We start from the raw sequence: 25,496 nt of genomic DNA on the forward strand, positions 1-25,496 counted from the left end.
GGTGCCGTCATGGGTTCGTGACACCTCGAGCCACATCGGCCCATGCGTGCAGGGCTGACGGATCGTTCGTCCAGTCCAGGCCCCCGAAGTAGCTGACGACTCTCGTCGCGAGCCCGTGGTAGCGCTCCAGGATCTTGTCGGCCAGCTCGCTTCGTTGGCCGGTGACCACGAAGTTGTCGAGCAGTTCGTCGGACACCTCGGCGGCCATGCCTTCAAGGTCGCGGGCACGTTGTCGCTCGCGAATGCGATCGGTCGTTCCGTCGAAACCCAACTGCTCGAAGATGAACGCATAGTTGGGAGTCGACCCGTAGAACGCGACCTGCATCCGTGCGAAGTTGCGCCAGCGCGCCTCGTCGCCGTCGATCGGGACGATGAACGCCGGCACGATGACCTCCAGATCCTCGATGGCGCGGCCTGCCTTGCCGGCACCCTCCCGGAGGTTGGGGATCACCGTGTCGCGGAGGTACGTGGGGTGGTTGAGCGGATGGACGTGCACGCCGTCGGCAACCTCGCCGGCCATCCGAAGCATCCACGGGTTCACGGCAGCGACGTCGATCGGCGGATTCGGCGCGCTGATCGGCCCGGGAGACCACTGCGCTGGCAGCAGGTCGAGGTGGTAGAACACGCCGTCCACCGCCAGCGGCTCATCGCCCCGAAACGCGCGAAAGATCGCCTGCATCGCCAGCACGTACTCCTTGAGCCGTGGTCCGGGATGCTCGAAGTCGGAGCCATAGCGGCGGGTGATGTGTGCGCGCACCTGTGTGCCGAGCCCCAGCCGAAAGCGACCGCCGGTCGCCTCGGCGAGTTCCCAGGCGATCTCCGCGGTCACCATGGGACTGCGGGGAAAGGCGACCGCGACGCCGGTGAGGATGTCGATGTCGGCAGCCAAGGCGGCAGCGCCGCAGCCGAGGTATGCAGTGCGGCCGCCCTCGGTGACCACGATTCCCGAGAAACCGGCCCGCTCAGCGTCCTGGGCGAATGCGACCATCGAGCGAAGTGGAAGGCCGCCAGTCATCACGTCGAACTTCATCGGTGGGGCTCCTCATCCGGCTTCGTCACGGTGTGTTCCCCGACATCAGATATCGCGCTCGCGGCCTTCCCAATCCGGTGACCTCAGCTTGTTCTTGTACAGCTTGCCGGTGGGGAGCCGGGGGAGCTCGTCGTGGAACTCGAAGCGCTGCGGGCACTTGAAGTGGGCGATGTGCTCGCGCACGTGCGACCTCAATTCGACGTTCGTCGTCGTCTCCGATCAGCAGCGGGAGAGAGACGTTGGGGGCGTGTTGCAGAGCGGATGCGGCGATCTCCGCTTTCTCCGAAGTGGTGATGAGCGATCGAGCCCCAGAGTCCTGGAGGATGTAGCCGACCTCCTCAGCCGAGAGGTAACTGTTGATCGTCGTCACATACAGACCGGATCGCAGCGCTGCCCACATGACCTCGAAGAAGCGCGGCTGGTTCTCGCTGAAGATGGCGACGTGATCACCGGGAACCAAGCCTCGCTCCCGCCACAGTCGGGCCAACTGGTTCGATCGGTCGTCGAGTTGCCGGTAGCTCACGACCTCGCCGGAACGACCCATGATCACTGCCGGGTGGTCCGGTCGGGTTACTGCGTGAGCCCCTGGGTACACGATCGCTCTCCTCCGCCCGCATCTCGTTGGGCTCGACTCTCGATGATCGGGCGTTGTGAAGCGCCTCGGCTGTCAGATGTGACGACGACTGTCGAGACGCCCCTGCTCAACCTCGTGAAGTCCACAGTCTGACCGTCCCTGTATCGGCTCGTCAAGACAGCAGCCGACAAGTGTCGCATGAAGAGGGCGAGATACACTGAGCCCGATCTGCCTTCATAACAAAAGTCGAGGCGTGTATCCACCGGAATCCACGAGACGATCGTGTACGTGTGTAGTGTCCCGAAGACGGGGCGCAGGTTGCGTGGGGATGAACGCGAGTCCCGCTGCGTTTGCAACGTCGGGCGAAGAGAGGAGAGCCGGATGCGGATACAGGTGGACCAAGCTCGCTGTCATGGGCACCAGATGTGCGCGATCGCCGCGCCCGAGGTGTTCGGTAGCGACGAGATCGGCAACGCGGCGGTCTTGATCGTGGGCGATGTCCCGCGCGATCTGGAGGCGGCAGCGAGACGCGCCGAAGACAACTGTCCTGAACGCGCGATCGAGATCATCGAATGACCACGTGACGCTCAACGCAGGCCTCGACTGACTCTGCAGACCACCACCCACATCTTCGAGATCGACCAGATGCCGGGCGGTCCCATCCGCCCTGATCTCGCTCGGGGTGAAACAAGTCGGCACGCTTGTAGTATCGATTCGCCTATGCCTTCGTTCTCCGATCAGGTTTCCGCGTCCCCGAGTCGAGTGGCGTGCGCCACCGCCGTGCGTGAACTCAGTCACTCGATCGTCGGCCATGCCGTCGCCGACGATGTTCTCGACCGAATCACCTCATTCGTCCGCGACATGCTCCCCGAAGTCGAATCCGCTGGGTTGCGGTCACGCCCGGTCGACGACATGAAGCGGCGGCTGTTCGAGGTCGCGCCGCTCGACGGTGACAGCATGGAGCACTACCCCGATTGTGTCGTGTCGGGCCCGGCGAATCCGATGGGGATGGCGATCACCTGCCATCGCCACCGCGATGATGCAGTAGCGCACGTGTCGTTCGGTGCTGCGTTCGAGGGTGCCCCTGGCCGCGCTCACGGAGGGATCGTCGCCGCGGTGTTCGACGACGTCATGGGTTTTGTGCTGTCGATGCTCCAGACGCCTGCATACACCGGGCGGCTGACCGTGAGCTACCTCGCGCCGACCCCACTGGCGGTCGATCTCGAGTTTCGTGCGCGGTTGCGAAATCGTGACGGCCGCAAGCTTTGGATCGACGGCGAAGCAAACGTCGGAGGGAAGCGCTTCGCCCAAGCCGAGGGCTTGTTCATTGCGATTCCGCACGAGGAGTTCGGAAGGATCGAGCCGAGCTGACGGGACCTCGCCAGTTGTCGCGAAGACGAGACATATGTCATGATGTGTTGCATGACTCCAGATGGTGCTACAGAGCTCGACGACGACGTATCCCAGATGGTTGATGGCGACGCTCGCGCCTGGTTCGAAGCGAACTGGAACCCCGACATGTCACTCGGTGACTGGTGGGCAGTCCTCGCCGAGTCCGGATGGGGTTTCCCGACATGGCCGACACACCGCTATGGCCGCGGTCTCGACCCTCACCTAGCCCCGTTGGTCAACGGCGCTCGCCGCGCGGCGGGAGCGTTGGGCCCACCGGCGGGTATCGGGCCGAACCTCGCGGGTCCAACCTTGCTCGCTCACGGCTCCGCCGGCCAGCAAGACCGCTTCCTCCCTGGGATCGTCAACGGCGAGATCTGGTGCCAGCTGTTCAGCGAACCGGGCTCGGGGTCCGATCTCGCGTCGCTGCAGACCCGCGCAGTTCGTGACGGTGACCAGTGGGTGATCAACGGTCAGAAGGTATGGACGTCGGGTGCCCACATCGCCCGCTACGGCATTCTGGTCGCCCGGACAAACCCCGAACTCCCGAAGCATCAGGGGCTCACCTACTTCGTGATCGACATGGACCAGCCCGGTATCGAGGTTCGACCGATTCGGGAGATGACCGGTCGCTCGATCTTCAACGAAGTCTTCCTCAATGACGCCGTCGTACCGGAGGAGAATCGGCTCGACGAGGTCGGTTCCGGTTGGGGGGTTGCCTTGACCACGTTGGCGAACGAGCGCACGATGCTCGGTGCCGGTTCGTTCGGGAGTTCCGGGGGGAGCATGGCGATCACCACGCCGGATCTCTCCTGCAGGGTCGGCGATCTGATGCGTGAGAGCGGGTCAGGCGACGGCGCTTCGTCGGGTGGGGTCGGCGCTCTGTTACTCGGCCTCGTCGAGCAGTACGGGCGCTCGGATGACCCGCTCATCCGGCAGGAGTACGCGACGATCTACTCGCTCCTCGAGATCGCTCGCTTCACCGATCTTCGGGTCAAGGGGGCCGTCGAGCGCGGCGGGCGACCGGGGCCGGAAGTATCCGTTGGCAAGCTGGCCGCCAGTCATCTGCTGCGTACCTTGCGCGAGACGATGTTCCGGATCTGTGGAGCCGACGCGACGCTCTGGGGAGACGACGCCCCGCTGGGCGGCAGGATGCATGACATTGGATTCTCGTCATACCTCATCTCGATCGGTGGTGGGACCGACCAGATCCAACGCAACATCATCGGCGAACGGGTGCTCGGATTGCCGAGGGAGCCGAGTATCGACAAGGGTGTCGCCTTCAGCGAATTGCTGGTCGGCACGCAGCGTAAGTCCGAGGGCTGACGGCGTGCCGGAGCCCGAGCGCGTGGGAAGGCGATCGCTGCGCGTCGGCGTGATCGGCGCCGGCATGGCCGGGATCCTCGCGGTGATCAAGCTGCGCGAGGCCGGCATCACCGACATCGTCTGTTTCGAGAAGGCCGATCGCGTTGGCGGCACTTGGCGCGAGAACACCTATCCCGGCATCGCATGTGACGTGCCGTCGCACGTCTATTCGTACTCGTTCGCGCCGAACCCTGACTTCTCCCGGATGTTCTCTCCCGGTGACGAGATCCATGCCTATCTCGAAAAGGTCGCCATCGAGCACGGCGTCGTCCCGCACCTTCGCCTCGGCGATGAAGTCGTCTCTGCGGTCTACGACGGCGGTACATGGCGTCTCGAGACGGCGCAAGGACATCGAGCCAACTTCGACGTCGTGATCGCCGCGACCGGTGTCCTGCACCATCCCCGATTGCCCGAGATCGACGGTCTCGACGACTTCGAGGGCGCGATGTTCCACAGCGCCCGATGGGACCACGACGTGCCCCTTGACGGGCGTCGCGTTGGCCTCATCGGCACCGGCTCCACGGCGGTCCAGATCACCAGCGCGCTCGTTGATCGGGTGCAGCAACTCAGTCTGTTCCAGCGGACTCCACAGTGGATCATGCCGATGGACAACAAGCCGTTCACGGACGACCAACGGGCAACATTTCAGAACGAGCCGCACCGACTCGAAGAGCTCCGCGGCTTCCTCGAGTCGGCGTTCGCGGAGAACTTCGCCGATGCCGTTGTCGACGCCAAGTCCGAGCGTCTCGAACAGATCGAGGAAACCTGTCGGGCGAACCTGTACCGGCACGTCACCGACACGGAACTGCGCCGCCGCTTGGAGCCCGACTACCGCGCCGCCTGCAAACGGCTCGTCGTGTCGGCCGACTTCTACGACGCGATCCAGAAGCCCAACGCCGAACTCGTCACCGCTGCCATCTCTCGCATCGAACGTCGCGGCATCCGAACCGACGGCGGACGCCTTCACGAGCTCGACGTCATCGTCCTCGCAACCGGGTTCGAGGTCGACCGATTCATGCGGCCCACCGTGATCACCGGCCTCGACGGACGAACCCTCGAAGAGGCCTGGGCCGACGGCCCCACTGCCTATCTGTCCGTCTCGATACCCGAGTTCCCCAACCTGTTCATGCTCAACGGCCCGAACGGCCCCGTCGGCAACTTCTCCCTGATCCAAGTCGCGGAGCTCCAGATGGACTACATCCTGCAACTCGTGCACCGACTCCAGGCAGGCCTCTCGACGGAGATCCATGCAACTGAGCCGGCCATGCGCGAGCACGAGGCCCGGCGCATCGAAGCGGCACAGGCGACCGTGTGGGTGACCGGATGCAACAGCTGGTACCTCGACGTTCGCGGCGTACCAGCAGCGTGGCCGTGGCCGTTCCGCCGATTCCGCGAGGTCATGGCAGTGCCCGACTTGGGTGCGTATCACCACTGACACGTCCAGACGAACGCAGGGTTGAGACAAGGCGTACGATGTGTATCGTGCGGCCGCCGGGCAGCGCCCGGGCGGATCCGCGCGCCGTCGGCCGCGGAGATGGGTCTCGTCAACCGGCTGGTGCCATCCGTGCACGTGCTGGACGAGGCGATGCAACTCGCCCGACGAATGGCCCGCAACGGGCCGTTGGCGATGCGCAAGGCGAAGGAGGTGGTGGCGCCGGCCGACACCATGGAGAGCCTGCGTGCGTTCATCGACAAACGCAGCCCGACTTCACCGGCACGTGACCCTTCGGCCCAAGAAGCTGGAATGAGACGAATTGTTGACGGTGTCGTATGGGGCTGGAGTAGTGTCGGTGCAGACGAGAGGGGATCTTCATGTCGTTCGACTTTCCTGTGATCAGCGCTGACTCGCACATCACGGAACCACCTGACTGCTACTCGGCTCACATCGACCTGGCGTACCGCGACACAGCGCCGAACATGGTCGAGGATCCGGTACGAGGCGACGTGTTCGTGGTGCCCGGCATGAACTCGACGGTGCCGATGGGGCTGGTCGCCGCGGCCGGCAAGCCGGCAGGGGAACTGACCCAGGAGGGTGTCAAGTTCGACGAGCTCCACAAGTCCGGTTACGACGCGACCGTGCGGCTCGCCGACCAGGACCGCGATGGGGTCGCTGCGGAGATCCTGTACCCGACGGTGGGGATGGTGCTGTGTGGCCATCCGGACGTCGACTACAAGCGAGCGTGCTTCAACGCCTACAACCGGTGGATAACTGAGTACTGCGCCGAAGCTCCGGATCGGCTCCTCGGGTGCGGTCAGACCGCGCTGCGCACTGTGGAGGAAGGGATCGGCGATCTCGAGGCGATCAAGTCGGCCGGTCTGCGTGGTGTGATGATGCCGGGGAATCCCGGCACGGAGGCGGACTACGACGACCCGATGTGGGACCCGTTCTGGGAGGCGGCGGTGTCGCTTGGGTTGCCGCTCAGTTTCCACATCCTCACCGCCCGTGGGGGTGGTTGGCGAGGGCCCCGGTTGAACAGCTTCCTGTCGATCATCCGTAGCATCCAGGACATCATGGGCACCCTGGTGTTCGGCGGTGTGTTCGAGCGTCATCCCGATCTTCGGGTCGTCTGCGTCGAGGCCGATGCTGGCTGGGTGCCTCACTACATGTATCGGATGGACCACGCCTACAAGCGGCACCGCAACTGGCTCCAGCCCGGGGTGGCCCTCAGCAGGTTGCCGTCGGAGTACTTCGCGGAGCACATCTTCGTCACCTTTCAGGACGACTGGACGGCCTTCTCGCACGCCAACGACATGAACTGGCGACGGTTGATGTGGGCCAACGACTTCCCGCACTCCGACTCGACCTGGCCGTGGTCGCAGGGCATGCTCGCCGAACAGACGGCGCAGCTGACCGCGGAGCAGACGCGGGCGATCCTCTCGGGCAATGTCGCCGAGCTGTACGGCATCGACGTCACCGCATTGCAGCCGACAGCTGGGTGACGCCGTGTCCGGAGCGAGGCCTGATCTAGTGATCCGCGGCGGCACCGTCGTGGACGGCACCGGTGCTGGCGAACGCCGAGCTGACGTCGCAATCGTGGGTGACCGGATCGTCGCGGTGGGAGATGTCGACAAGACGGGTCGACGGGAGATCTCCGCTGACGGGGCGCTCGTGACGCCGGGCTGGGTCGATGTGCACACTCACTACGACGGACAGGCGACATGGGATCAACGTCTCGCGCCATCATCGGTGCACGGAGTGACGACGGTGGTGATGGGGAACTGCGGCGTCGGGTTCGCCCCGGTGCACGACAGCGACCATCAGCGGTTGATCGAGCTGATGGAGGGAGTCGAGGACATCCCTGGGGCGGCGCTGCACGAGGGCCTGCCGTGGGGATGGAACAGCTTCGGCGAGTACCTCGACGCGCTGGATGCGATTCCGCACGACATCGATCTCGCCGCGCAGCTCCCTCACGGAGCGCTTCGGCTGTTCGTCATGGGCGACCGCGGCGCCGCCGGCGAAAGCGCAACCCCCGGTGAGATCGAACAGATGGGGCTGCTCGCCGGTGAGGCGATACGAGCCGGCGCGCTGGGCTTCACGACCTCACGCACACTGAATCACCGCACCAGTCGGGGCGACCCGACCCCCACGCTCAGGGCATCCCGAGACGAGCTCGTCGGGATCGCGATCGGTGTCGGCCGCGAGGGAACCGGAGTGCTGCAACTCGTATCCGACTTCATCGATGTCGAGGATGAGTTCGCGACGCTGCGAGCCATGGTCGCAGCCTCAGGTCGACCCGCGTCGTTCTCGCTGGTCCAGTCGCCCCGTGATCCTGGTGGCTATCGGCGGATGCTCGACCTGCTCGAGGAAGCCCATGCCGACGGCCTGGAGATCCGTGGCCAGGTCGCGACTCGGGCGGTCGGTCTGCTCCTCGGATTGCAGGCCACCTTGAACCCGTTGATGGCGAATCCGGTGTATCGCGAGATCGTCTCTCTGCCGCTGGGCGAGCGTGTCAGCGCGATGCGAGATGAAGAGTTCAGGGCACGCGTGTTCGCCGCTGATGCCGGTCAGCGCGACCGGTCCAAGCTCGGCGGTGGGGTGGTGCGTGCGTTCGAGAACATGTTCGTGCTCGGCGATCCACCCAACTATGAACCTGATCCTGCCACGAGCATCGCCGCCCAGGCTCGCCGCGCCGGCCGGGATCCCCTCGACTTCGTCTACGACGTGCTGCTCACCGACGACGGTCGCTCGTTCCTTTACCTCCCTGCGCTCAACTACGTCGATGGGCGGCTTGACAGCGTTCGGGAGATGCTGGTTCATCCGCTGACCGTTCCGGGGCTCAGCGATGGAGGCGCGCATGTCGGGACCATCTGTGACGGCTCGTTCCCCACGACACTGCTGACGCATTGGTGTCGTGATCGACTCGGTGAGCGCCTCACCGTGCCGTTCGTGGTCCAGGCCCAGTGCCGTGATACCGCCCGTGCCCTCGGCCTGCTCGATCGCGGTGTGCTCGCCCCTGGTTACAAGGCCGACGTCAACGTGATCGACTTCGACAACCTCCGGTTGTCCGCCCCGGAGATGCGTTTCGACCTTCCGGCAGGCGGACGGCGGTTGCTGCAGCGGGCCGATGGCTACCTCCACACCGTGGTGTCAGGCATACCGGTGTATGAATTTGGTCGGGCGACGGGTGAGCTACCAGGTCGCCTGGTCCGTGGTGCTCAGCGATCGCCGACGGGGTGACCGTGCGGGTTGATCAGCCGTTGTGAGGAAGGTCGCGGAACGGAGTGTTGCGATCGGGGCCGGGCTCTTTGGGGAGGCCGAGTGCTCGTTCGCCGATGATGTTCCGCTGCACCTGATCGCTGCCGCCGTATATCGACGGGGCCGGTGAGAACAGTGCGAGTTCCTGCACCTCGCCACCGCTCGCGCTGTCCGGTCCTATGACCGTGGCTCCTGCCCCGAGGATGCGACAGCCGACGTCCCGGGCGAGCCGGGTGATGTCACTGTTGCGGAGCTTGGCGAGGTTGCCTTCGGCCCCGGTGGCGGCGTTGCCGGACTTCATCCGTTGGATGTGCCATCCCGTGATCTCGATCATCGAATGAAGTCGGATCAGGTCCTGTCGGATGGTGGGGTCGCCGATGCTTCCGTTGTCGAGCGCGAGCGCCATCAACTGTCGTACCCGGCCTGGGCCGACCATGCCACCGCCGAGAACGGCGGCGTCGCTCCCGAACGATCCAGCAGGCCGGTCGAGGTGGCCGGCGATCGTGCCGGCGATGGCCGCGCTCGGAGCGGCCACGTTCTCGCCGCCGATGCCGCTGCGTTCGACCATGAGTGTTGTGTTGGCGACCCGCCATCCGTCGTTGAGGTCGCCGATGATGTGGTCGTGAGGCACGCGTGCTTCGTCGATGAACACTTCGTTGAACAACGCGTGGCCGGTCATCTCGCGTAAGGGCCGGACGTCGACGCCGTCCTGTTTCATCGGGAACGCGAAGTATGTGATGCCTCGGTGCTTGGGGGCATCGGGGTCGGTGCGGGCGATGAGGATTCCGTAGTCGGCCCATTGCCCCATCGACGTCCACACCTTCTGCCCGGAGATGACCCACTCATCGCCGTCGCGTTCGGCGCGTGTCTGCAACCCGGCCAGGTCGGAGCCGGCTCCCGGTTCGGAGAACAGCTGGCACCATCCGTGTTGCCCGTCGAGGATCCTGGGGACGAACATCTCGATCAACTTCGATGACCCATGTGCCAACAAGGTCGGCGCGGCAAGCATCATGCCAAGGCCGGAGGGCGGCCCGAGCACCCCGCGGGCGATCATCGCTCGGGCGAGTTCACCGGTCTTGGTTCGTTGCCATCCCCGCCCGTAGGGGGCGGGCAGCATCGGATGTGCGAGTCCGGCGTTGGCGAGGCGTGACCACCATTGACCGACCGGGAGATCCGGATGCCAGTGCTCGTCGAGCCACGATTCGACATCGAAGTCGTCGTAGCCGTCGGGACGAGTCGATGTTGTGCTGTCAGTCATGCGTTGCCTCTCGCTCGTGGTGCCATCGATGTCGGTTCGTCGTGGGAGGCCAGGTCGGCCCACACGAGCACGAAGTGCTCGCTGAGCGCCTCGGTGCGCACGGCGAGGCGTTGGCCGATCCGGATCTCGCCAGACGGTGTTGTCGTCGCGGCGAGCAGGCGCGGGCCTTCGTCGAGCTCCACGAGCAGGGTCGCGTACGGTGCGTGCGTCTGCCAGCCGGGGTCGAGGCTGCGATGGCTGACGGCGAAGGACAGCACCGAGCCGTTCCCCGTGACCGGCTCGAACGTCGTCTGGTCGGATTGGCAAGCCGGGCAGAATCGGCGTGGTGGGTGACGCCAGCGCCCGCACCCGCTGCACCGCTGGATGCAGAGCAGTTCGGCTGCGACGCAGGCGTCATGCCAGTCCAGGACGATCCATTCGGGTGTTGGCACGTAGGTGCTCATCGGTCTCTCCCCAGAATGGCGACGCTGCCGTCGCCGAGGTCGCCGTACCCGGTGACCAACGCGAGTTCGGCGTCGGTCACCTGGGCGTCGGCGGTGCCACGCAGTTGGCGGGTGGCCTCGACGACGTGGTTGAGTCCCCAACAGTGTCCCTGGGAGAGCAGCCCGCCGTGGGTGTTGAGCGGGAACCGGCCGCCGAGCTCGATGTTGCCGTCGGCGACGAACGCAGGGGCCCCGCCGGGCTCGGCGTAGCCGAGCGCTTCGAGTTGGAGCAGCACGACATAGGTGAAGCAGTCGTAGATTTCGAGCACGTCGATGTCGTGTGGCGACACCCCGGCTCGTGCGAAGGCGCGGGGTGCCGCTCGGTGGATACCGAGTTCGAGGAGGTTGGCGCGGTTGGCGATCTCGTCGGCGGGCTCGGGATGGCCTTCGGCTCCGCCGAGGTAGACGACTGCCGGATGAACGAGGTCACGGGCGCGCTCGAGGCTCGTCACCACGACGGCGGTGGCGCAATCGGTCTCGACGCAACAGTCGAACTTCCGTAACGGTTCGGCGATGAAGGGCGCGGCGTCGTAGTCGGCGCGGCTGAGCGGCGTGCCTCGCATCAAGGCCTTGCTGTTGAGCTGCGCGTGGTTGCGGCACGCGATCGCCACTGCGGCAGCGGCGTCCTCGGGGATCCCGAAGGTCTCCACATAGAGGCGCAGATACAGGCTGTAGTGTTGTGCGGCCGACATCAGCCCATACGGTGCATAGTGGTTTCTGACGGTCTCGCCCATCGGCCCGAGGTTCATCACACGTTTCGTCGGGCGTGCATCCGGCTTGGGACGCAGGGCCGAGTACCCGTTCCAGCCCATGCACACGAGCACGTTGTCAGCGAGACCGCCGGCGATCGCCATCGTTGCGGTTTGCAACGATGCGGTCGGTGAGGCGCCGCCCATCAGCACCGACACGTGGTAGGTCACGTCGGGTACGCCGAGGTGCGCGGCGATCTCCTCCGCGCTCATGTAGCCCGGCGGGGGGATGATGCCGTTGATGTCCGCAGGCTGCAGCCCGGCGTCGGTGATCGCCTCCATCGCCGCGTCGAGGATGAGATCGCAGACGTGGCGGTCGCTTCCTCGCACGTAGTCGGTCTCGCCGACCCCGACGATGGCCGTGGTGCCCCAGAGATCAGTGCCCATGAGTCGACCCAGTCACAATCCGTCGCTCGCCTGGTCTCGCAGCCGCTTGTAGTCGACCTTGCCATTCGCCGCACGGCCGATCGTGTCGACCTCGACGATTCGCCGCGGGGCCTTGTAGGCAGCCAGTCGTTCACGGACGTGCTCGATCAACTCGGTCTCGGTCGCCACCACGCCCGGCCGGCGTTCCACCACACCGACGACCATCTCGCCGAACCGATCGTGCGGTACTCCGACGACAACCGCGTCGACGACCGAGCCGTGGGTCTTGAGGGCTTCCTCGACCTCCTCCGGGAAGATCTTCTCGCCCCCACTGTTGATGCACACCGACCCGCGACCGAGGACCTTCACGGTCCCATCGGCGTCGATGGTCGCATAGTCACCTGGGCACGAGTAACGCTTGCCGTCAACGATGATGAACGTGCGCGCCGACTTCTCCGGGTCCTTGTAGTACCCGATCGGCTGGCGGCCGCCGACAGCCAACCGACCGATCGTGTCGGAGCCCGGCTCGACACGCTGTCCGTCGTCGTCGACGACGATCGTGTTGACGCTCGCCTGGAAGCGAGCCGTCTTCGCCGACGCGCCACCGCCCGACACCGACTGCCCCATCCCCAACGCCTCCGACGAGGAGAACGCGTCCATCAACAACATCTTCGGTTGATGGCCAAGCATGCCCTGCTTGGTTTCCTTGCTCCACATCACACCCGACGACACGAACGCCATCACCGAGTCGAGCGACCAACGATCCGGGTCGGCGTCGAGCGCGGCCAGGATCGGTTTCGCGAACGCATCACCGACGATGGCGATGACGTTGACCCGCTCACGGTCGATCGTGTCGAGGAGCTCGTCAGGATCGAAATGGCGGGACTCGAGACACACGATGCAGCCGCCGGATGTGAGTGCACCGAACGCAGTGAGCGCGCCGGTGCCGTGCATGATCGGACATGCCGGCAGCTGGACGGGGCCGGGTAGCGTGAGCGCGTCAGCGACGAAGTCGGGGTCGTAGCTGTCGGGGACGCTGAGCCCGAGACCGCTGCTCAACACGACGATCAGGTCGTCCTGTCGCCACATCACGCCTTTCGGCATCCCGGTGGTGCCGCCCGTGTACAGCATGTACAGGTCGTCACCACTGCGCTCGACCCGGTCGACCACCGGCTGACCCGAGGCGACAGCGGCATGCTCGTACGGGGTGGCCCACTCGGGACAATCGCCCGAGCCGTCGTCGACCCACAACCACGACGCCACGCGGGGCACTCGCTCGCGGATGGCTTCGATCGTGTCGACGAAGACGCCGTGGAAGATCACAGCGACAGCGTCGGCGTTGTCCCAGAGGTAGACCAGTTCGTCTGCTGCGTACCGGTAGTTGGTGTTCACCGGGACGAGCGCTGCCTTGTAACAGGCGAACACGGACTCGAGGTACTCGGGGCAGTTGTACAGGTACTGCGCCACCTTGTCCTGTCGCTGAGCGCCCCGGTCGAGGAGGAACGTTGCGAGGCCTTCGGCTCGCCGTTCGGCCTCCGACCACGTCACTGTGCGACTGCCCTGCTTGGCGAACGGCGCGTCGGGGAGCTGTGCCGCGGCCGTCTCCCAGATCTCCGCGAAGGTCCACCCCGACACGTCACTCACCTCGGTGGACAGCTGCAGGTGCCTGACCCGACGGAGGCCACGGCTCGACGCCGTCCTCGAGGGGGACCTCGAGGGACCGGAGCAGTGCGGAGAACATCCGCCAGTTACCGATGGCAGCAACCAGTTCGACGAGGACGGCGTCGTCATCGAGGGCTGCACGGCAGGCACTCCACGACTCGTCGGTGATCGTGCCGTGCTGCAGCGTGTCATCGGTGGCTGCGAGCACAGCCCTTTCTGCGTCGCCGAAGTGCTCGGCGGTACGCCAGTCGCGGACCGCGAGCAGATCTCGTTCGGGCACATCGAGCAGGCGTGCGACTCGCCAGTGTTGCGTCCACTCGTACACCGAGCCGGTCGACCATCCGATCCGCATGATGATCAGCTCGCGCAGCCTGGCGTCGAGCACGCCCTTCCACAGCAGTTCATGCAACATGTTGCTCAAGCCGGCGGCGACGCCAGGCTGATGCAAGGCAATCCGGAACACGGAAAGCTCCGCCATCGTGTCCGGAATCCCGCGTGTGGCAGCTCTGCGCTTGGCCTCGTCGATGTCGAGCATTGCGATCCGTGATCCGGTGGACATGAGCTGCACTCCTTCAATCAGGCTGTTTAGGGTCGAGGATTCTTCAAGCGGACGGCGAGAACACGCCGTGCAACGGTGGGATGGCGTCACGGTCGGCGCCCGACAGCGTGTCCAACAACGCCGAAAGGTCACCGAAGCCGGCCACACGGCGAGAGAGATCGGCAAACGGCCAACGGTCGGCGACGAGCAGATCGATGGCCGCCCGATAGGCAGGGAAGTCGACGCCGAGCGAGCCCATGATCCGCAGCTCCTTGTAGACGAGATGGTCGGGCTCGAATCCGGGCGCACCACCGCCACCACGTGTCCCCGCGACCACGATCGTCCCACCTGGCCGAGCCAGGGCCACAGCCTGGGCGAAGGCGGCGGGTGCCTTCGCGGTGACGTCGACGACGACGTCCGCGAGACCACCCGTCGCTCGTTTGAGCGCGGCCGTCGGATCGTCGACGGCCACATCGATGGCCAGGTCGACACCGAATCGATGAGCGATGTCGAGACGGTCACGATCGCGAGGGCCGAGACCGGTCAGGGCCACGAACGACGCACCCGCCTCCTTCGCAGCCACGGCGGCACAAAGACCGCGGATTCCCGGGCCGAGGACGACGACGACATCACCGGATTTCGTTTCAGGGATCGTCGCTCCCCAACGGATACCGGCACCAAGCGGGTTGAACACAGTTGCCAGCACCGGGTCGAGCGAGTCGGGGATCGGGAGCAGCATCGCATCGGACGGCAGGTGGAGATGCGTCGCATACCCGCCCCACAAGCCCGGCGCGATCTTGGTGTCGACGAAACCGAACATCGTCGCGAGCCCGTTACGGACGCAGCGCCGGTACTCGCCGTGTGCGCACGCCTCGCATTGTCGGCACGAACGAAACACCTCGACGGCAACCCGATCGCCTGCCGCGACGTTCCATCGCAGGGCGGCGGTGTCGCCGATCTCGTCGATGATGCCGACGATCTCGTGACCGGGGATGAACGAGAACGGGGCGGCGATGTGTCCGCTGTACTGCTCGTGATCGGTGCCACACAGACCGCAGGCCTCGATGCGGAGCCGCGCGGTGTCGGCGGTGACGTCGGGGAGGTCGAACCTTCGATGCTCGAGCGTGTTCGGTCCGGTGAGCACAAGCGCTTCGGCTGATGAGTTCATCGAAGTTCGAACCTCGCGTGATCATGGGACGGCTTCAGGTCGATCTCGTGGCCGACGTACATGCCGCCCGACATCGCGGCTGCGACATCGGCGTCGTCGCTCCGAGCAACGACACGCTGCCCGCCCGGTGTGCTGGCGAACACTGGCACCGACGCCGGCCCGGTGTCGCGATCGTGCACCACGGTGTACCCGTCGATACGTGCGGTCCCCACTGCGGCGCCCGCCTCGACGACCTCGAGCGCGGTCGAGTCGATGGACGCCTGCACACTCGACATGTCGGGCGCCTGCCAGCCGTTCGGTGGAGGAGCAGCGGACCACAACCCGACCGAGTGCTTGGTGATGTACCAACCGAGTCCGGACACCATCCCGACGCCTTTCGGATCCGCCCGGCACCGTCGCGCCATCTCGACGATCGAGTGGCTGACATAGTTGTTGCCCGGGCCGCCGTGGTAGGGCAGGCCACCCGTGACGGTGAATCCGCGCGGATCTGTTGCCTCGAGCCCGAGCGCGTCGATCGCGGCTTCGACGGCTGCCGGAAAGCACGAGTACAGATCGAACCAGCTCACGTCGTCGAGGTCGATCCCTGCGGCGTCGAGCACCGCGGATCCAGCGGCTCTGATACCGGCCGAGCGCGACAGGTCGGGTCGTTGTGCCGGGAAGTAGACGTCGTTGCACGTCGCGCTGGCCCAGCTGAAGACCCAACGATCGCGAGGAATCTGCAGATCCTGCGCGACTTCGGCGGCCATGATCACGAACGCGGCGGCCATGTCGACGGTGAGGATGCTGTTGAGCAACTTGGTGTACGGCTCGCACACCATCCGGTTGTCCGCGGTTACCGTCGAGAGCTCCTCGGGTGTGCGCTCGGTCGGGAACCATGCCTGGTCGGGGTGACGCGCCGCCTCGGTGGTGAACGGTGCCATCACCTGGCCCAACCAGACTCGCTGCTCGTCGAGCGTGCGTCCCGCTCGTGCGGCCATCGCCGACTCGAAGATCGGGTACACCTCGTGCGGCCAATGCAGCCCTGCGCCCATCTCGATCGCGCTCAGACCCGGACGGGCATCGCCGAGCACTTCGTCGCGACCTTCGAAGGGGCCAGCAGCGGGGAGGGTGCCTGCGGCGCGGCCGCGGCGTGCCGAGTTGCCGGCCTCGGCGCCGACGATCAAGGCGGCATCGACCTGCCCGCAGATGATGTCCTGGCCCAGCGTTCCGGCGAGGTACTGCGGGGTGTTCCCACCCACCGGGCAGCTGATCCGACGGTGTGCCCGAAGCCCGGCCGCCTCTGCGATCCGGCTCGCCGGATGATCGCGGCCGATCATCAGAATGCCGGGTGTGGCCACGGTGTCGATGCGGTGCCCGATCGGCACGCCCGCATCGGTGAGCGCTCGGCGGGTCGCTTCCGTCGCGAGATCGATGGGGTCGACGACGGTCGCGGAGCGACTGGTGACCTCGCCGACAGCGACGAGTACCGGGGTTCGTGGGTCGATGGTCATGGTCTGGTGGCGCGCCCGTTCGAGACGACGACGTTGTCACGCTGCGTGCGAGCTTCGACGATCGCGTGATCACCTTCGTCCCAGATGCGGGTGACGATGGTGTCGCCCGGCCACACCTGATCGGCGAAGCGCCCCTCGATCGATGCGAATCGGCCGACATCGCCATCGCACCACGCGGTCAGAGCGCTGTGGCCAACGGTGCCGAACGTACACAGTCCGTGGTTGAACGGGCCGGGGAAGCCGGCCTTGGTGGCGAAGTCGGGGTCGATGTGCATCGGGTTCATGTCGCCGGAGAGCCGGTAGATCGCAGCCTGTTCGGGTCTGGTCTCGCGTTCGACGACGATGTCGGGATCTCGTGCCGGTGCGGCGTTCGAGGCTGCCGAGCCGCTCGGGCCTCGCTCGCCGCCCCAGCCGCCGCCACCGAGTACGAACAGGCTGGCACGGACGGCGAAGAGGGGTCCCTCGGTGTCGTGGCCCACGCCTTCGAACTCGATGACGGCGGCCTTGCCCTTGTCCCAGACCGCAGCGATCGAACCTTCGACGGTCACCTCGGCAGCGGCGGGCAGTGGGCGATGTGTGGTGACGGACTGTTCTCCGTGCAGCAGGGCCGCGAGGTTGATGTCGATTCGTTGCATCGCCGATCCCATCGCCCGTAGCCCGGGAATCACGGCGAACGTCGGCACGACCTTCGGTCCGCGGCCTTCGTAGATGAAATCGAGGTCCTCGGGTGGCCGGCATCCGACACCGAGCGCGTACAGCATCGTGTCGCGGTTGGTCCACGAGTGACTGATCGGGTCGATCGAGAGTCCGACCAGGTCGCCGTTGATGGGGAGCTTGTTCATCGATTCAACCTTCTGTTCGTTGGAGGATGTGGACGACGCACACCGACCCCGCCCCAGCCATGTGGCACAGACCGGTTCGTGCCCGTTGGACTTGCCGGGCTCCGGCCTCGTGCCGGAGCTGCAGGGTCGTCTCGTGGATCTGGGCGAGACCGGTGGGTCCGCCCGGGTGGCCACGCGCGGTGAGACCGCCATCGGTGGAGAATGGGATCCGCCCGCCGAGTCGGGTGGCACCCTCAGCCACGAGTCGGTCTCCTTCGCCGTCGCCGCAGATCCCCAGCAACTCGTAGTAGACGAGTTCCTCGACGGGAAACGCGTCGTGCACCTGAACGAGATCGAGATCGTCAGGTCCCACTCCTGCCTGCTCGTAGGCATCGCCGGCCGTGTCGCGAGTCATCTGTGCCGGGCCGATGACGGCGCCGAGGAAGACGTGGCCATCGGTGTAGGTTTCGGAACGCTGTTGCGAGGCGGCGACGCGGACCAATGGGCGCCCCGAGCTGAGGCGTTCGGCGACCTCTCGTGTCGCGACGATCGCTGCTGCTGCGCCTCCGCCGGCGGCGCACGCCATCATCGACGTGTGCGGATAGGAGATCATCGTCGATCCGAGTACCTCGTCGATGGTGACCTCGTGATCGGCCCGGCGTTGCGCGAGGGAATTGGCGCGTGCATGGTTCCAGTTCTTCGCGGCGATGGCGGCGAATGTCTCTGCAGTTGTTCCGACGTCGTGCATTCGCCGTGTCGCCCACATCGCGAAGAACGCGGCCGGGAGCATCACGTCTTCGGCTCCCATCCGACGTCCACCGCTGCGTCCGAGACCGCCCATTCGGTTCATGTCGTCGAAGCCGAGCGCCATCGCGACGTCGACGCGGCCTCCCGCAACCGCGTGGACCGCTTCACCAAAGGCGCATGATCCGGTCGCTGATGCGTTCTCGACGTGGGTGACCGGGATGCCGGTGAGTCCGAACTCTTTCGCGATGCCGACCCCGCTCGTGAGTCCGCCACCGAGGTAGCCGTTGTAGAGAGCGCCGACTTCGGGAAAGCCGATCCCTGCGTCTTCGAGGGCTTGCATGCCGGCCACGTCGGCCATCGCTGCTGCGGCGAGGCGTTCGTTGTTGAAGCGGTGCATCCCGACACCGATCACGTACACCTCGCGGGCGAGCCTGGTGGCCATCAGCGCACCGCTTCGAAGCGGAACGTGACGAGGTCATTGCCGTCGTCGTCGCGGCCGACCGGGAACGTCGTCAGACCCATCGGCGAGCCGATCTGCCAGTCGTCGGTGGTGCCGAGCAGCGGCGCTTGGATTCGAACCCCTTCCGGGAGATCGATCTGCCCGACGCCGTAGCCGCCGCTGTCGCCGAAAGAGATGTTGCCCATGCGCGGGACATAGAGGAAGGTCCACGCATACAGCACGCCTTCAGAGCTCAGGTCGATGTCGGTCACTGCGCTTCGCGTGACCGGGCAGCGCAAGCGTCGTGGCCAGAAGTACAGATTCGACTCCGGCGCATGAGACCCGAGCAAACTCGGGCGGCACTCGTCGCCTTCGGCCAGGCGGAAGAGTCGAGGGTCGGTGGGTACTTGGATCGCTCCCACGTGAGTCAGCCCTCGCCCCGGCGGCCGAACTTGGCCATCGTGTCTGTGACCGAGGTGGCCATCGAGGCCGGGGCCGACCGATCATCCAACAGGGCTGGTGCCCGATTGACCAGATCGGCGACCGAGAAGCGGCCGGCTGCGGTCAGGACGCGCTCCTCAATCAGGCTCCATCCCGAATACAAGCCGACCTCGTTGCCGCCGACATGGAACACGCCTCCGGTAAAGGGGCAGTCGGCGGTCGCGAGGTACGCGACCAGAGGTGACACGTTGCCGGGATGGAACAGATCGAACGAAGCGTCAGCGGGTGGACCAACGAGATCCCCGACGCCGGGTGTCTGCAGGGTCAAACGGGTTCGCGCGAGCGGTGCGAGACAGTTCGCGCGGACCCCGTACCGGGCGAGTTCCACCGCTTCGACCAGCGTCATCGCCGCGATCCCGGCCTTCGCTGCGCTGTAGTTGGTCTGTCCGGGGTTCCCGAGCATCGCCCCGGAGGCGGTGTTGATCACGCTCGCTTTGACCGTCTCCCCGGACTTGGCTCGCTCGCGCCAGTGAGCAGCGGCCCACCGTGTCGGCGCGACGTGACCCTTCAGGTGGACGGCGATCACGGCGTCCCACTCTGCTTCCTCGAGATTGACCAGCGACCGGTCGCGAAGGATGCCGGCGTTGTTGACGAGCACATCGAGGCGGCCGTAGGCGTTGATCGCGTCGAGCACGAGTTGCTGGGCTCCGGCCCAACTCGTCACTGAGTCCGTGTTCGCAATCGCCTCACCGCCCGCAGCTCTGATCTCGTCGACGACCTCGTGCGCTGGGCCAGCATCTTCGCCGGAGCCGTCGATGGCTCCGCCGAGGTCGTTGACCACCACTCGGGCGCCTTCGGCTGCGAGGAGCAACGCATGTTCTCGTCCAAGTCCGCGACCGGCGCCGGTCACTACGCACACCCGCTCATCGAGCAGTCCCATCATCGACCCCCAAGTCCCGATTGATCACGTGTCCTCCGCTCGCCCGTCGTCTGACGGAGATCGAGAAGATGAGACAATATCGATATCATGTCACAAGCACTCGGCAGAAACCTACTCGTACCTGCCCTGCGCTCGCATGGTGGGTGCACCCCCGGATGCCAGATGGGGCTGGGTAGTGCGATCCAGACAGAATGTGTTTACCCGTCCGTTAATGAGACATACTGTGAGCCGTGACAAATGCATCGCTTCGATGGGGGGCCGTGGCCCCGAACGATCCCGACATGGCCCGGGATCGCCTGCTCGACGCTGCAGAGGCCTGCTTCGAACGATCCGGGATATCCAAGACGACCGTCGAGGACATCGCCAAGCAGGCCAGTGTCTCGCGGGCGACGGTGTATCGGTACTTCGAAGGGCGAGATGCCGTCGTGTCAGGAGTCATCCTGCGCGCAACCGAGCGATACCTCGAGCGGGTCCGTCGGCGAGTCGAGGCTCAACCCGATCTCGGCAGCGCGATCCTGGAGTTCGTCGAGGTGACGATCCGCGCCGCACACCGCGACGAAACGATCGCCTTGCTGTTCAAGAGCGACGACAGCCTCAACAGCGTCGGGATCATCCAAGGCACCTCGGTCGCGCTCTTCGAGATGGTGGCTGAGTTTCTCCGCCCACTGTTCGTCGCCCATTCGGACGAGCACCGGCCAGGGCTACCTATCGATGACGCGACAGAATGGATCCTGCGTGCCATCCTCAGCCTGCTGACGGTCGGCGGTCCCAAACATCGAAGCCGCGACGGACTCGACACCTACCTGCGTCGATTCCTGCTTCCGCCGATCATCGCCGAATCGTGACGTGCGAACGGAAAATCACGGTTGGGTCGCAGACCATCGGACGGGAATCGTACGAGGTCCCCGCACCTGACCGCCTGTCCACGTCACCGCGGCAGGATCTGTGAGTTCGAAGGTCGGAATGCGGGCGAGCCATTCCTGAATGGCCACCCTCACTTCCATCCTCGCCAGGTTGGACCCGAGGCAACGATGAATTCCCGAGCCGAACGCGACGTGACGATTGCGCTGGCGATCGATGATGAACTCGTCGGGGTTCTCGAACTGTGCCGGGTCGCGGTTTGCCGCCGGGAACGACATCAGTACCTTGTCGCCGGACTTCATCGGGCACCCCGCGACCTCGACGTCGGACAACACTTCTCGCGCCATCGTCACCGGACTGTAGACACGCAGGAGTTCCTCGACGGCGGAGTCGATGAGGTCGGGTTCGGCGCGGAGTCGTGCCTGATCCTCCGGATGGCTTGCGAGGTGCCACAACGACGAACCGATCGCACTCCAGGTGGTATCGATGCCCGCGATCAGCAGGAGGAAACAGGTTCCCAGCAGGTGGCGCCGGTCGAGCGGCTCTCCGTCGATCTCGGTCTCCACCAGCAGCGTGATGAGGTCGTCGGGCCGCTGATCGGCGGGCAGCGCTGCGCGTTCGTCCACGCGGACGCCGAAGTACTCCAACGTCTCGAGGATCGCATCAAGGCTCTTCTGAAGATCGTTGAAACCCTCCTGGAGGATGCGAACCGCCCAGTTCGTGAACATCTCCTCGTCGGCAGCGGGCACGCCGAGCATATGTGCGATGACCCGCACCGGGATGTGTTGCGCATAGTCCCGCGCCGCATCCGCGTCGCATCCCTCCGCGATCGAGTCGAGCAGCTCCCGGGCAAGGCTTTGGGTGATTGGCGTCATCGTCTCAATTCGCCCCGGCGAAAACGCCGGGAGCAGGATCCGTCGCGCCCAGGTGTGTTCCGGAGGATCCGAAGTGATCGGTGGGGCCGTCAGCAACGGTCGTCCCTCCCGCTCGCTCTCGGGCAGATCGACGACCCCGATCCGCCTCGACGAGAAGTGATCGGTGTCATGGGCAACCGTCGTGATGTCGTCGTAGTTGACCGGCATCCAGGCGCGCCCACGGCGCTCCGAGAAGGCGACCGGGCAGCCGTCGCGCAGTTCACGCCACACGCCAGCCGGGTCGGCGACGAACCGCGGATCGAGTATGTCGAGATCGCGGCCCCAGTCCTTGGTGGGCGAAATCGGCAAGTCGCCGGCGGTGCGTTCGGTCATGAGTGGCTCCGATGGTGGTGGGTGGTGAGTGGTGGTCGTGCAAGTCCGACTCGCTCGATGAAACACAACTCTACTAGTGTCTCATTCATAAAGTCGAGACGAGGATCGCGGAGGTTGTCTGATGGAGTTTGAACTGTTCGATGAGCGAACGGCCGAGCGGATGCTCGGTGCTGCCACGGCGACCGGAGGAATCTCGACATATCTCGACTTCCGTCACGCCGCGTTCACTGCCGGCCGACTCGAGGCCGAGATGGATGCCCGACAAGATCTCCTGACCCCCTTCGGCAATCTCCACGGTGGCTGCCTCTCGGCGTTCGTCGATCACTGCCTTGGTGTGGTCTTCTACCCGGTGATCCCGAAGGGCGCCTGGGTGGCAACCACAGAGTTCAAACTCAACCTGCTCCGACCGGTGTCGTCGGGTGTGTGCGTCGCTGTCGCCGAGATCATCTCGCTCACGAAGCGCAGCGGAGTCGCCCGCATCGACATCACCAACAACGACAAGGCGGTCTGCGCCGCCCAAGGCACCGTGACCATCGTTCTCCCGAAGGGCTGATCAGCATGAACACTCTCATCACCGAACAACTCGGGTGCGAATTTCCGATCCTCGCCTTCAGCCACTGCCGAGACGTTGTAGCCGCCGTGTCTCGTGCCGGCGGCTTCGGTGTGCTCGGGGCGGTTGCTCACAGTCCGGAGCAACTCGAGATCGATCTCGCGTGGATCGACGCAGAGGTTGGGAGCAGTCCCTACGGCGTCGATCTCCTGCTGCCACAAAAGTACGTTGGTGACACAGAAGGCGGTCTCGATCGAGACGCGCTCCGCCAATTGCTTCCGCCCGCACATCAGGCGTTCGTCGACGACATCCTGCAGCGTTTCGGAGTTCCCGATCTCCCTGAAGGTGAGCGCCCTCGGGGTATGAGTTTGAACGTGTCGCCGGCTGGCTACGAGCCGCTGCTCGATATCGCGTTCGCGCACCCGATCAGACTCATCGCATCCGCACTCGGCCCACCCCCCGCCGACGTGATCGACCGAGCCCGTGCCGCCAACGTCAAGGTCGCCGCGCTCGCCGGGACCACGGCGCACGCGGTAAAGCATGCCGAGGCCGGGGCCGACATCATCGTCGCCCAAGGCTCCGAGGCGGGAGGGCACACCGGCGAAGTAGGGACCATGGTGCTCGTGCCCGAGGTCGTCGACGCCGTCTCACCGGTGCCGGTGCTCGCCGCGGGCGGTATTGCGTCCGGGCGACACATGGCCGCCGCGATGGCGTTGGGGGCATCGGGGGTCTGGACCGGCTCAGTCTGGCTGACCACCGCCGAGGCAGAGACCGAACCAGTGGTCAAGCAGAAGTTTCTCGCGGCGACGTCGAGTGACACCGTTCGTTCGCGATCGATCACGGGCAAGCCTGCGCGAATGCTCCGCACCGCGTGGACCGACGAGTGGGAACGCGAAGACTCACCGAAGCCGCTACCAATGCCCGTTCAACCGCTCCTCGTCGGCGCTGCCCTGAATCGCATCAACCGGTCGGCCACGACACCCGGCTCCGGCGCGCACGAACTCGCCACCTACTTCGTCGGACAAGTCGTCGGCTCGATCAACACGGTCCGCCCCGCCGACCGCGTGGTACTCCAGATGGTCGAGGAGTTCATCGACACCATCACCGCTCTCTCGGGTCATCTCGACGCCTGACATCGAGGCCTCCACATCGCGTCGACGGAGCGCGAGCGTGTGTCGCTCGGAACCTCCGTCGTTGCGGTCAGCGGTCAAGCCGAGCAGGCCCGTTTTCGACGTCGCGTGGTGCGGAAAGCATGGCGCTCCGTGCAGCGCGGGCGTCGACGAGATCACGATGAGCGAGCCACCTCCCCCTTTGCTCGACCCTCCGCCGGGCTACTGCTCGTAGACAAAGGAACGTCCCGCCGAGATTCGTCGCGAGCACGTCCCTCCACTCCTCGAGGGAGGTGTCGGTGATGAGCGGCGCTCGACCGGAGATTCCGGCCCGCGCTTAAGTTTAAGCGGGCCTCGGACCGTCCGAGTGGCGCGGGCAGGTCCCGTTCGTGCTGGTCAGAGCGCTGTCGCGTCCGCCTGGTTCGCTGCGATCCGGCGAGATCCGGGGCCTTCGCGACTATTGCGCGACTATCCCACTAGGCGTTGCCCATCGCCGAAGCGTTGCTCCAGATGAGCCGTACCTGCGCAGACCGCCGTTTGACTGCCGAATACGGATATCCGTCGGCTTCCACCGCGCGTGACCTGGCATCCTGTACTCGTGGACCCGGACGAGGTAGCTGAAGGAGTTGACGTCGTCTACCTCCCCGACGATGAGTACTCAGGTGAATTGCGCGTTCGCGCCCGCTACGCCGGATTCGAGGGCGTCGGCCAGGCTTGGGTCGATCGGCGACGCTTGTCGAAGTTCGCCAAAGCACTCAAGCAGTACCCGTTGCACGAAGACTCGCCGGTCGCATTCTCGGCGGGACTCGGAGATGTCCAGGACTACATCGAGTTCATCGGTCTCACCGTGGCACCCGTTGGCGAAAAAGGGGCAGGTCGTGGTGACAGCCCGTCTCGCTGCGGAGGAATGGCGCGGCGGCAAACCGGTCTCGACCAACCAGGTCGTTGTCGAGTGCCCCACGTCGTACGAGTACCTGCGACGCTTCAGCGACCACCTTCACCTCATACTCAACGGAAAGATCGATCAAGCCCGATTGGACTTCGACCAACTTCTCTGACGCCCGGAAGGTGAGTCCCTCGCCTGGCCGCAGCAGAATGATGTCGAATGGGGTGGAGGATTGGTCTCGATGGACGTTGCGGCTGCTGCCATGGTCGCGTTCGCCGATGAGACGTTCGGCGAGTTCTGCGGATCTCGCCCGCCACGCACTAGCGGCGTGAGTCGCCTGTCTGCTGTCGATTTCCCGCACGGATGGGACCCGGCTCGTACTCTCGAAGGCCGGTCGGCGAGCGAGAGCTCGACGAACCGGGGCGAGTCCATCGGCCGGCTCGACTGCGAGCCGGACTCGGAGTAGATCGGACTAGCACCGAAGTGCCGGTCTGGGACACCCGGTAACGACAGCCGATACGCACCGCTGCGGGCGTCTCGCGCGCTCGACTCCGGCCCCGGAGCCGTGCGAGGTATCGCGAGGCGGGTTGTGGTCGACGGCCACGGCGGTGTGAGCGCTCTCCGTTCGGTCATTGGCTTGCGGACGACGCTCTGCTGCTGCGCCACTTTTCGCGAGCGAGTTCCATCG

The 25,496-nt window shown here is 65.5% G+C and carries 26 protein-coding genes; 11 read left to right on the plus strand and 15 right to left on the minus strand.

Annotated features, from left to right (window positions below; all coding sequences use genetic code 11):
- Positions 1 to 7: 7 nt before the first annotated feature.
- Both R2707_07595 and R2707_07600 read right to left on the minus strand, forming a co-directional pair.
- The gene (locus R2707_07595; GenBank protein ID MEZ5244943.1) at positions 8 to 1,030 is read right to left on the minus strand and encodes a TIGR03617 family F420-dependent LLM class oxidoreductase; all 1,023 of its coding nucleotides are present in this window, start codon (positions 1,028 to 1,030) and stop codon (positions 8 to 10) included.
- A gap of 45 nt (positions 1,031 to 1,075) precedes the next feature.
- Positions 1,076 to 1,225: a hypothetical protein gene (locus R2707_07600; GenBank protein ID MEZ5244944.1), complete on the minus strand. Its 150-nt coding sequence runs from the start codon at positions 1,223 to 1,225 to the stop codon at positions 1,076 to 1,078.
- 760 nt (positions 1,226 to 1,985) lie between these two features.
- On the opposite strand from R2707_07600, the gene R2707_07605 reads away from it, so the two are divergent.
- The gene (locus tag R2707_07605; GenBank protein ID MEZ5244945.1) at positions 1,986 to 2,180 is read left to right on the plus strand and encodes a ferredoxin; all 195 of its coding nucleotides are present in this window, start codon (positions 1,986 to 1,988) and stop codon (positions 2,178 to 2,180) included.
- A 318-nt stretch (positions 2,181 to 2,498) separates the two neighbouring features.
- On the opposite strand, the gene R2707_07610 is transcribed toward R2707_07605, so the two are convergent.
- Positions 2,499 to 2,702: a hypothetical protein gene (locus R2707_07610; GenBank protein ID MEZ5244946.1), complete on the minus strand. Its 204-nt coding sequence runs from the start codon at positions 2,700 to 2,702 to the stop codon at positions 2,499 to 2,501.
- A gap of 18 nt (positions 2,703 to 2,720) precedes the next feature.
- On the opposite strand from R2707_07610, the gene R2707_07615 reads away from it, so the two are divergent.
- The 6 genes from R2707_07615 (at position 2,721) to R2707_07640 (ending at position 9,036) form a co-directional block, all read left to right on the plus strand.
- Positions 2,721 to 2,975: a hypothetical protein gene (locus tag R2707_07615; GenBank protein ID MEZ5244947.1), complete on the plus strand. Its 255-nt coding sequence runs from the start codon at positions 2,721 to 2,723 to the stop codon at positions 2,973 to 2,975.
- A 96-nt stretch (positions 2,976 to 3,071) separates the two neighbouring features.
- Entirely contained in the window at positions 3,072 to 4,319 is a 1,248-nt protein-coding gene (locus R2707_07620) for an acyl-CoA dehydrogenase family protein (GenBank protein MEZ5244948.1), read from the plus strand.
- 4 nt (positions 4,320 to 4,323) lie between these two features.
- Positions 4,324 to 5,793 (plus strand): NAD(P)/FAD-dependent oxidoreductase, encoded by a 1,470-nt coding sequence (locus R2707_07625; GenBank protein ID MEZ5244949.1) that lies wholly within the window; start codon positions 4,324 to 4,326, stop codon positions 5,791 to 5,793.
- 21 nt (positions 5,794 to 5,814) lie between these two features.
- Complete coding sequence (locus tag R2707_07630; protein ID MEZ5244950.1) at positions 5,815 to 6,192, plus strand: enoyl-CoA hydratase-related protein; 378 nt, start codon at positions 5,815 to 5,817, stop codon at positions 6,190 to 6,192.
- Between the two features lie 83 nt (positions 6,193 to 6,275).
- On the plus strand, positions 6,276 to 7,298 hold the full coding sequence (locus R2707_07635) for an amidohydrolase family protein (protein ID MEZ5244951.1): 1,023 nt from the start codon (positions 6,276 to 6,278) through the stop codon (positions 7,296 to 7,298).
- A 94-nt stretch (positions 7,299 to 7,392) separates the two neighbouring features.
- Positions 7,393 to 9,036 (plus strand): amidohydrolase family protein, encoded by a 1,644-nt coding sequence (locus tag R2707_07640; protein ID MEZ5244952.1) that lies wholly within the window; start codon positions 7,393 to 7,395, stop codon positions 9,034 to 9,036.
- Positions 9,037 to 9,049: 13 nt separating this feature from the next.
- Here the strand turns inward: R2707_07640 and R2707_07645 are convergent, their stop codons facing one another.
- The 11 genes from R2707_07645 to R2707_07695 all read right to left on the minus strand — a co-directional run bounded on the left by R2707_07645 (position 9,050) and on the right by R2707_07695 (position 20,158).
- Entirely contained in the window at positions 9,050 to 10,312 is a 1,263-nt protein-coding gene (locus R2707_07645) for an acyl-CoA dehydrogenase family protein (GenBank protein MEZ5244953.1), read from the minus strand.
- Positions 10,309 to 10,755, minus strand: coding sequence for an OB-fold domain-containing protein (locus tag R2707_07650; GenBank protein MEZ5244954.1), 447 nt, complete (start codon positions 10,753 to 10,755; stop codon positions 10,309 to 10,311). The genes R2707_07645 and R2707_07650 overlap by 4 nt, the downstream gene beginning before the upstream one ends.
- Positions 10,752 to 11,930 carry a hypothetical protein gene (locus tag R2707_07655; protein MEZ5244955.1) on the minus strand — a complete coding sequence of 393 codons (1,179 nt, stop codon included), beginning with the start codon at positions 11,928 to 11,930 and terminating at the stop codon, positions 10,752 to 10,754. The genes R2707_07650 and R2707_07655 overlap by 4 nt, the downstream gene beginning before the upstream one ends.
- Positions 11,931 to 11,942: 12 nt before the next feature.
- Entirely contained in the window at positions 11,943 to 13,544 is a 1,602-nt protein-coding gene (locus R2707_07660; protein MEZ5244956.1) for an AMP-binding protein, read from the minus strand.
- A 1-nt stretch (position 13,545) separates the two neighbouring features.
- Positions 13,546 to 14,106 carry a carboxymuconolactone decarboxylase family protein gene (locus R2707_07665; protein MEZ5244957.1) on the minus strand — a complete coding sequence of 187 codons (561 nt, stop codon included), beginning with the start codon at positions 14,104 to 14,106 and terminating at the stop codon, positions 13,546 to 13,548.
- Between the two features lie 67 nt (positions 14,107 to 14,173).
- Positions 14,174 to 15,277: a medium chain dehydrogenase/reductase family protein gene (locus R2707_07670; GenBank protein ID MEZ5244958.1), complete on the minus strand. Its 1,104-nt coding sequence runs from the start codon at positions 15,275 to 15,277 to the stop codon at positions 14,174 to 14,176.
- Positions 15,274 to 16,767 (minus strand): acetyl-CoA acetyltransferase, encoded by a 1,494-nt coding sequence (locus R2707_07675; GenBank protein MEZ5244959.1) that lies wholly within the window; start codon positions 16,765 to 16,767, stop codon positions 15,274 to 15,276. Before R2707_07675 ends, R2707_07670 begins: the two co-directional genes overlap by 4 nt.
- Positions 16,764 to 17,609 carry a MaoC/PaaZ C-terminal domain-containing protein gene (locus tag R2707_07680; protein MEZ5244960.1) on the minus strand — a complete coding sequence of 282 codons (846 nt, stop codon included), beginning with the start codon at positions 17,607 to 17,609 and terminating at the stop codon, positions 16,764 to 16,766. Before R2707_07680 ends, R2707_07675 begins: the two co-directional genes overlap by 4 nt.
- Before the next feature lie 4 nt (positions 17,610 to 17,613).
- Positions 17,614 to 18,777, minus strand: coding sequence for a thiolase family protein (locus R2707_07685; protein MEZ5244961.1), 1,164 nt, complete (start codon positions 18,775 to 18,777; stop codon positions 17,614 to 17,616).
- Positions 18,777 to 19,046, minus strand: a complete 270-nt coding sequence (locus tag R2707_07690) for an OB-fold domain-containing protein (GenBank protein MEZ5244962.1) — start codon at positions 19,044 to 19,046, stop codon at positions 18,777 to 18,779. Before R2707_07690 ends, R2707_07685 begins: the two co-directional genes overlap by 1 nt.
- Positions 19,047 to 19,201: 155 nt before the next feature.
- Positions 19,202 to 20,158 (minus strand): SDR family oxidoreductase, encoded by a 957-nt coding sequence (locus R2707_07695; protein MEZ5244963.1) that lies wholly within the window; start codon positions 20,156 to 20,158, stop codon positions 19,202 to 19,204.
- A gap of 278 nt (positions 20,159 to 20,436) precedes the next feature.
- On the opposite strand from R2707_07695, the gene R2707_07700 reads away from it, so the two are divergent.
- A complete protein-coding gene (locus tag R2707_07700; GenBank protein MEZ5244964.1) occupies positions 20,437 to 21,000 on the plus strand; it encodes a TetR/AcrR family transcriptional regulator in 564 nt (187 codons plus the stop codon).
- A 15-nt stretch (positions 21,001 to 21,015) separates the two neighbouring features.
- Here the strand turns inward: R2707_07700 and R2707_07705 are convergent, their stop codons facing one another.
- Positions 21,016 to 22,263: a cytochrome P450 gene (locus R2707_07705; GenBank protein MEZ5244965.1), complete on the minus strand. Its 1,248-nt coding sequence runs from the start codon at positions 22,261 to 22,263 to the stop codon at positions 21,016 to 21,018.
- 121 nt (positions 22,264 to 22,384) lie between these two features.
- Between R2707_07705 and R2707_07710 the strand changes: the two genes are divergently transcribed.
- From R2707_07710 to R2707_07720, 3 genes are all read left to right on the plus strand, one after another.
- The gene (locus R2707_07710) at positions 22,385 to 22,816 is read left to right on the plus strand and encodes a PaaI family thioesterase (GenBank protein ID MEZ5244966.1); all 432 of its coding nucleotides are present in this window, start codon (positions 22,385 to 22,387) and stop codon (positions 22,814 to 22,816) included.
- Positions 22,817 to 22,821: 5 nt separating this feature from the next.
- On the plus strand, positions 22,822 to 23,946 hold the full coding sequence (locus R2707_07715) for a nitronate monooxygenase family protein (GenBank protein MEZ5244967.1): 1,125 nt from the start codon (positions 22,822 to 22,824) through the stop codon (positions 23,944 to 23,946).
- 854 nt (positions 23,947 to 24,800) lie between these two features.
- Positions 24,801 to 24,980 carry a hypothetical protein gene (locus R2707_07720; GenBank protein MEZ5244968.1) on the plus strand — a complete coding sequence of 60 codons (180 nt, stop codon included), beginning with the start codon at positions 24,801 to 24,803 and terminating at the stop codon, positions 24,978 to 24,980.
- Positions 24,981 to 25,496 lie beyond the last annotated feature (516 nt).

The organism is Acidimicrobiales bacterium, from assembly GCA_041394245.1.
GTDB lineage: Bacteria > Actinomycetota > Acidimicrobiia > Acidimicrobiales > Aldehydirespiratoraceae > JAJRXC01.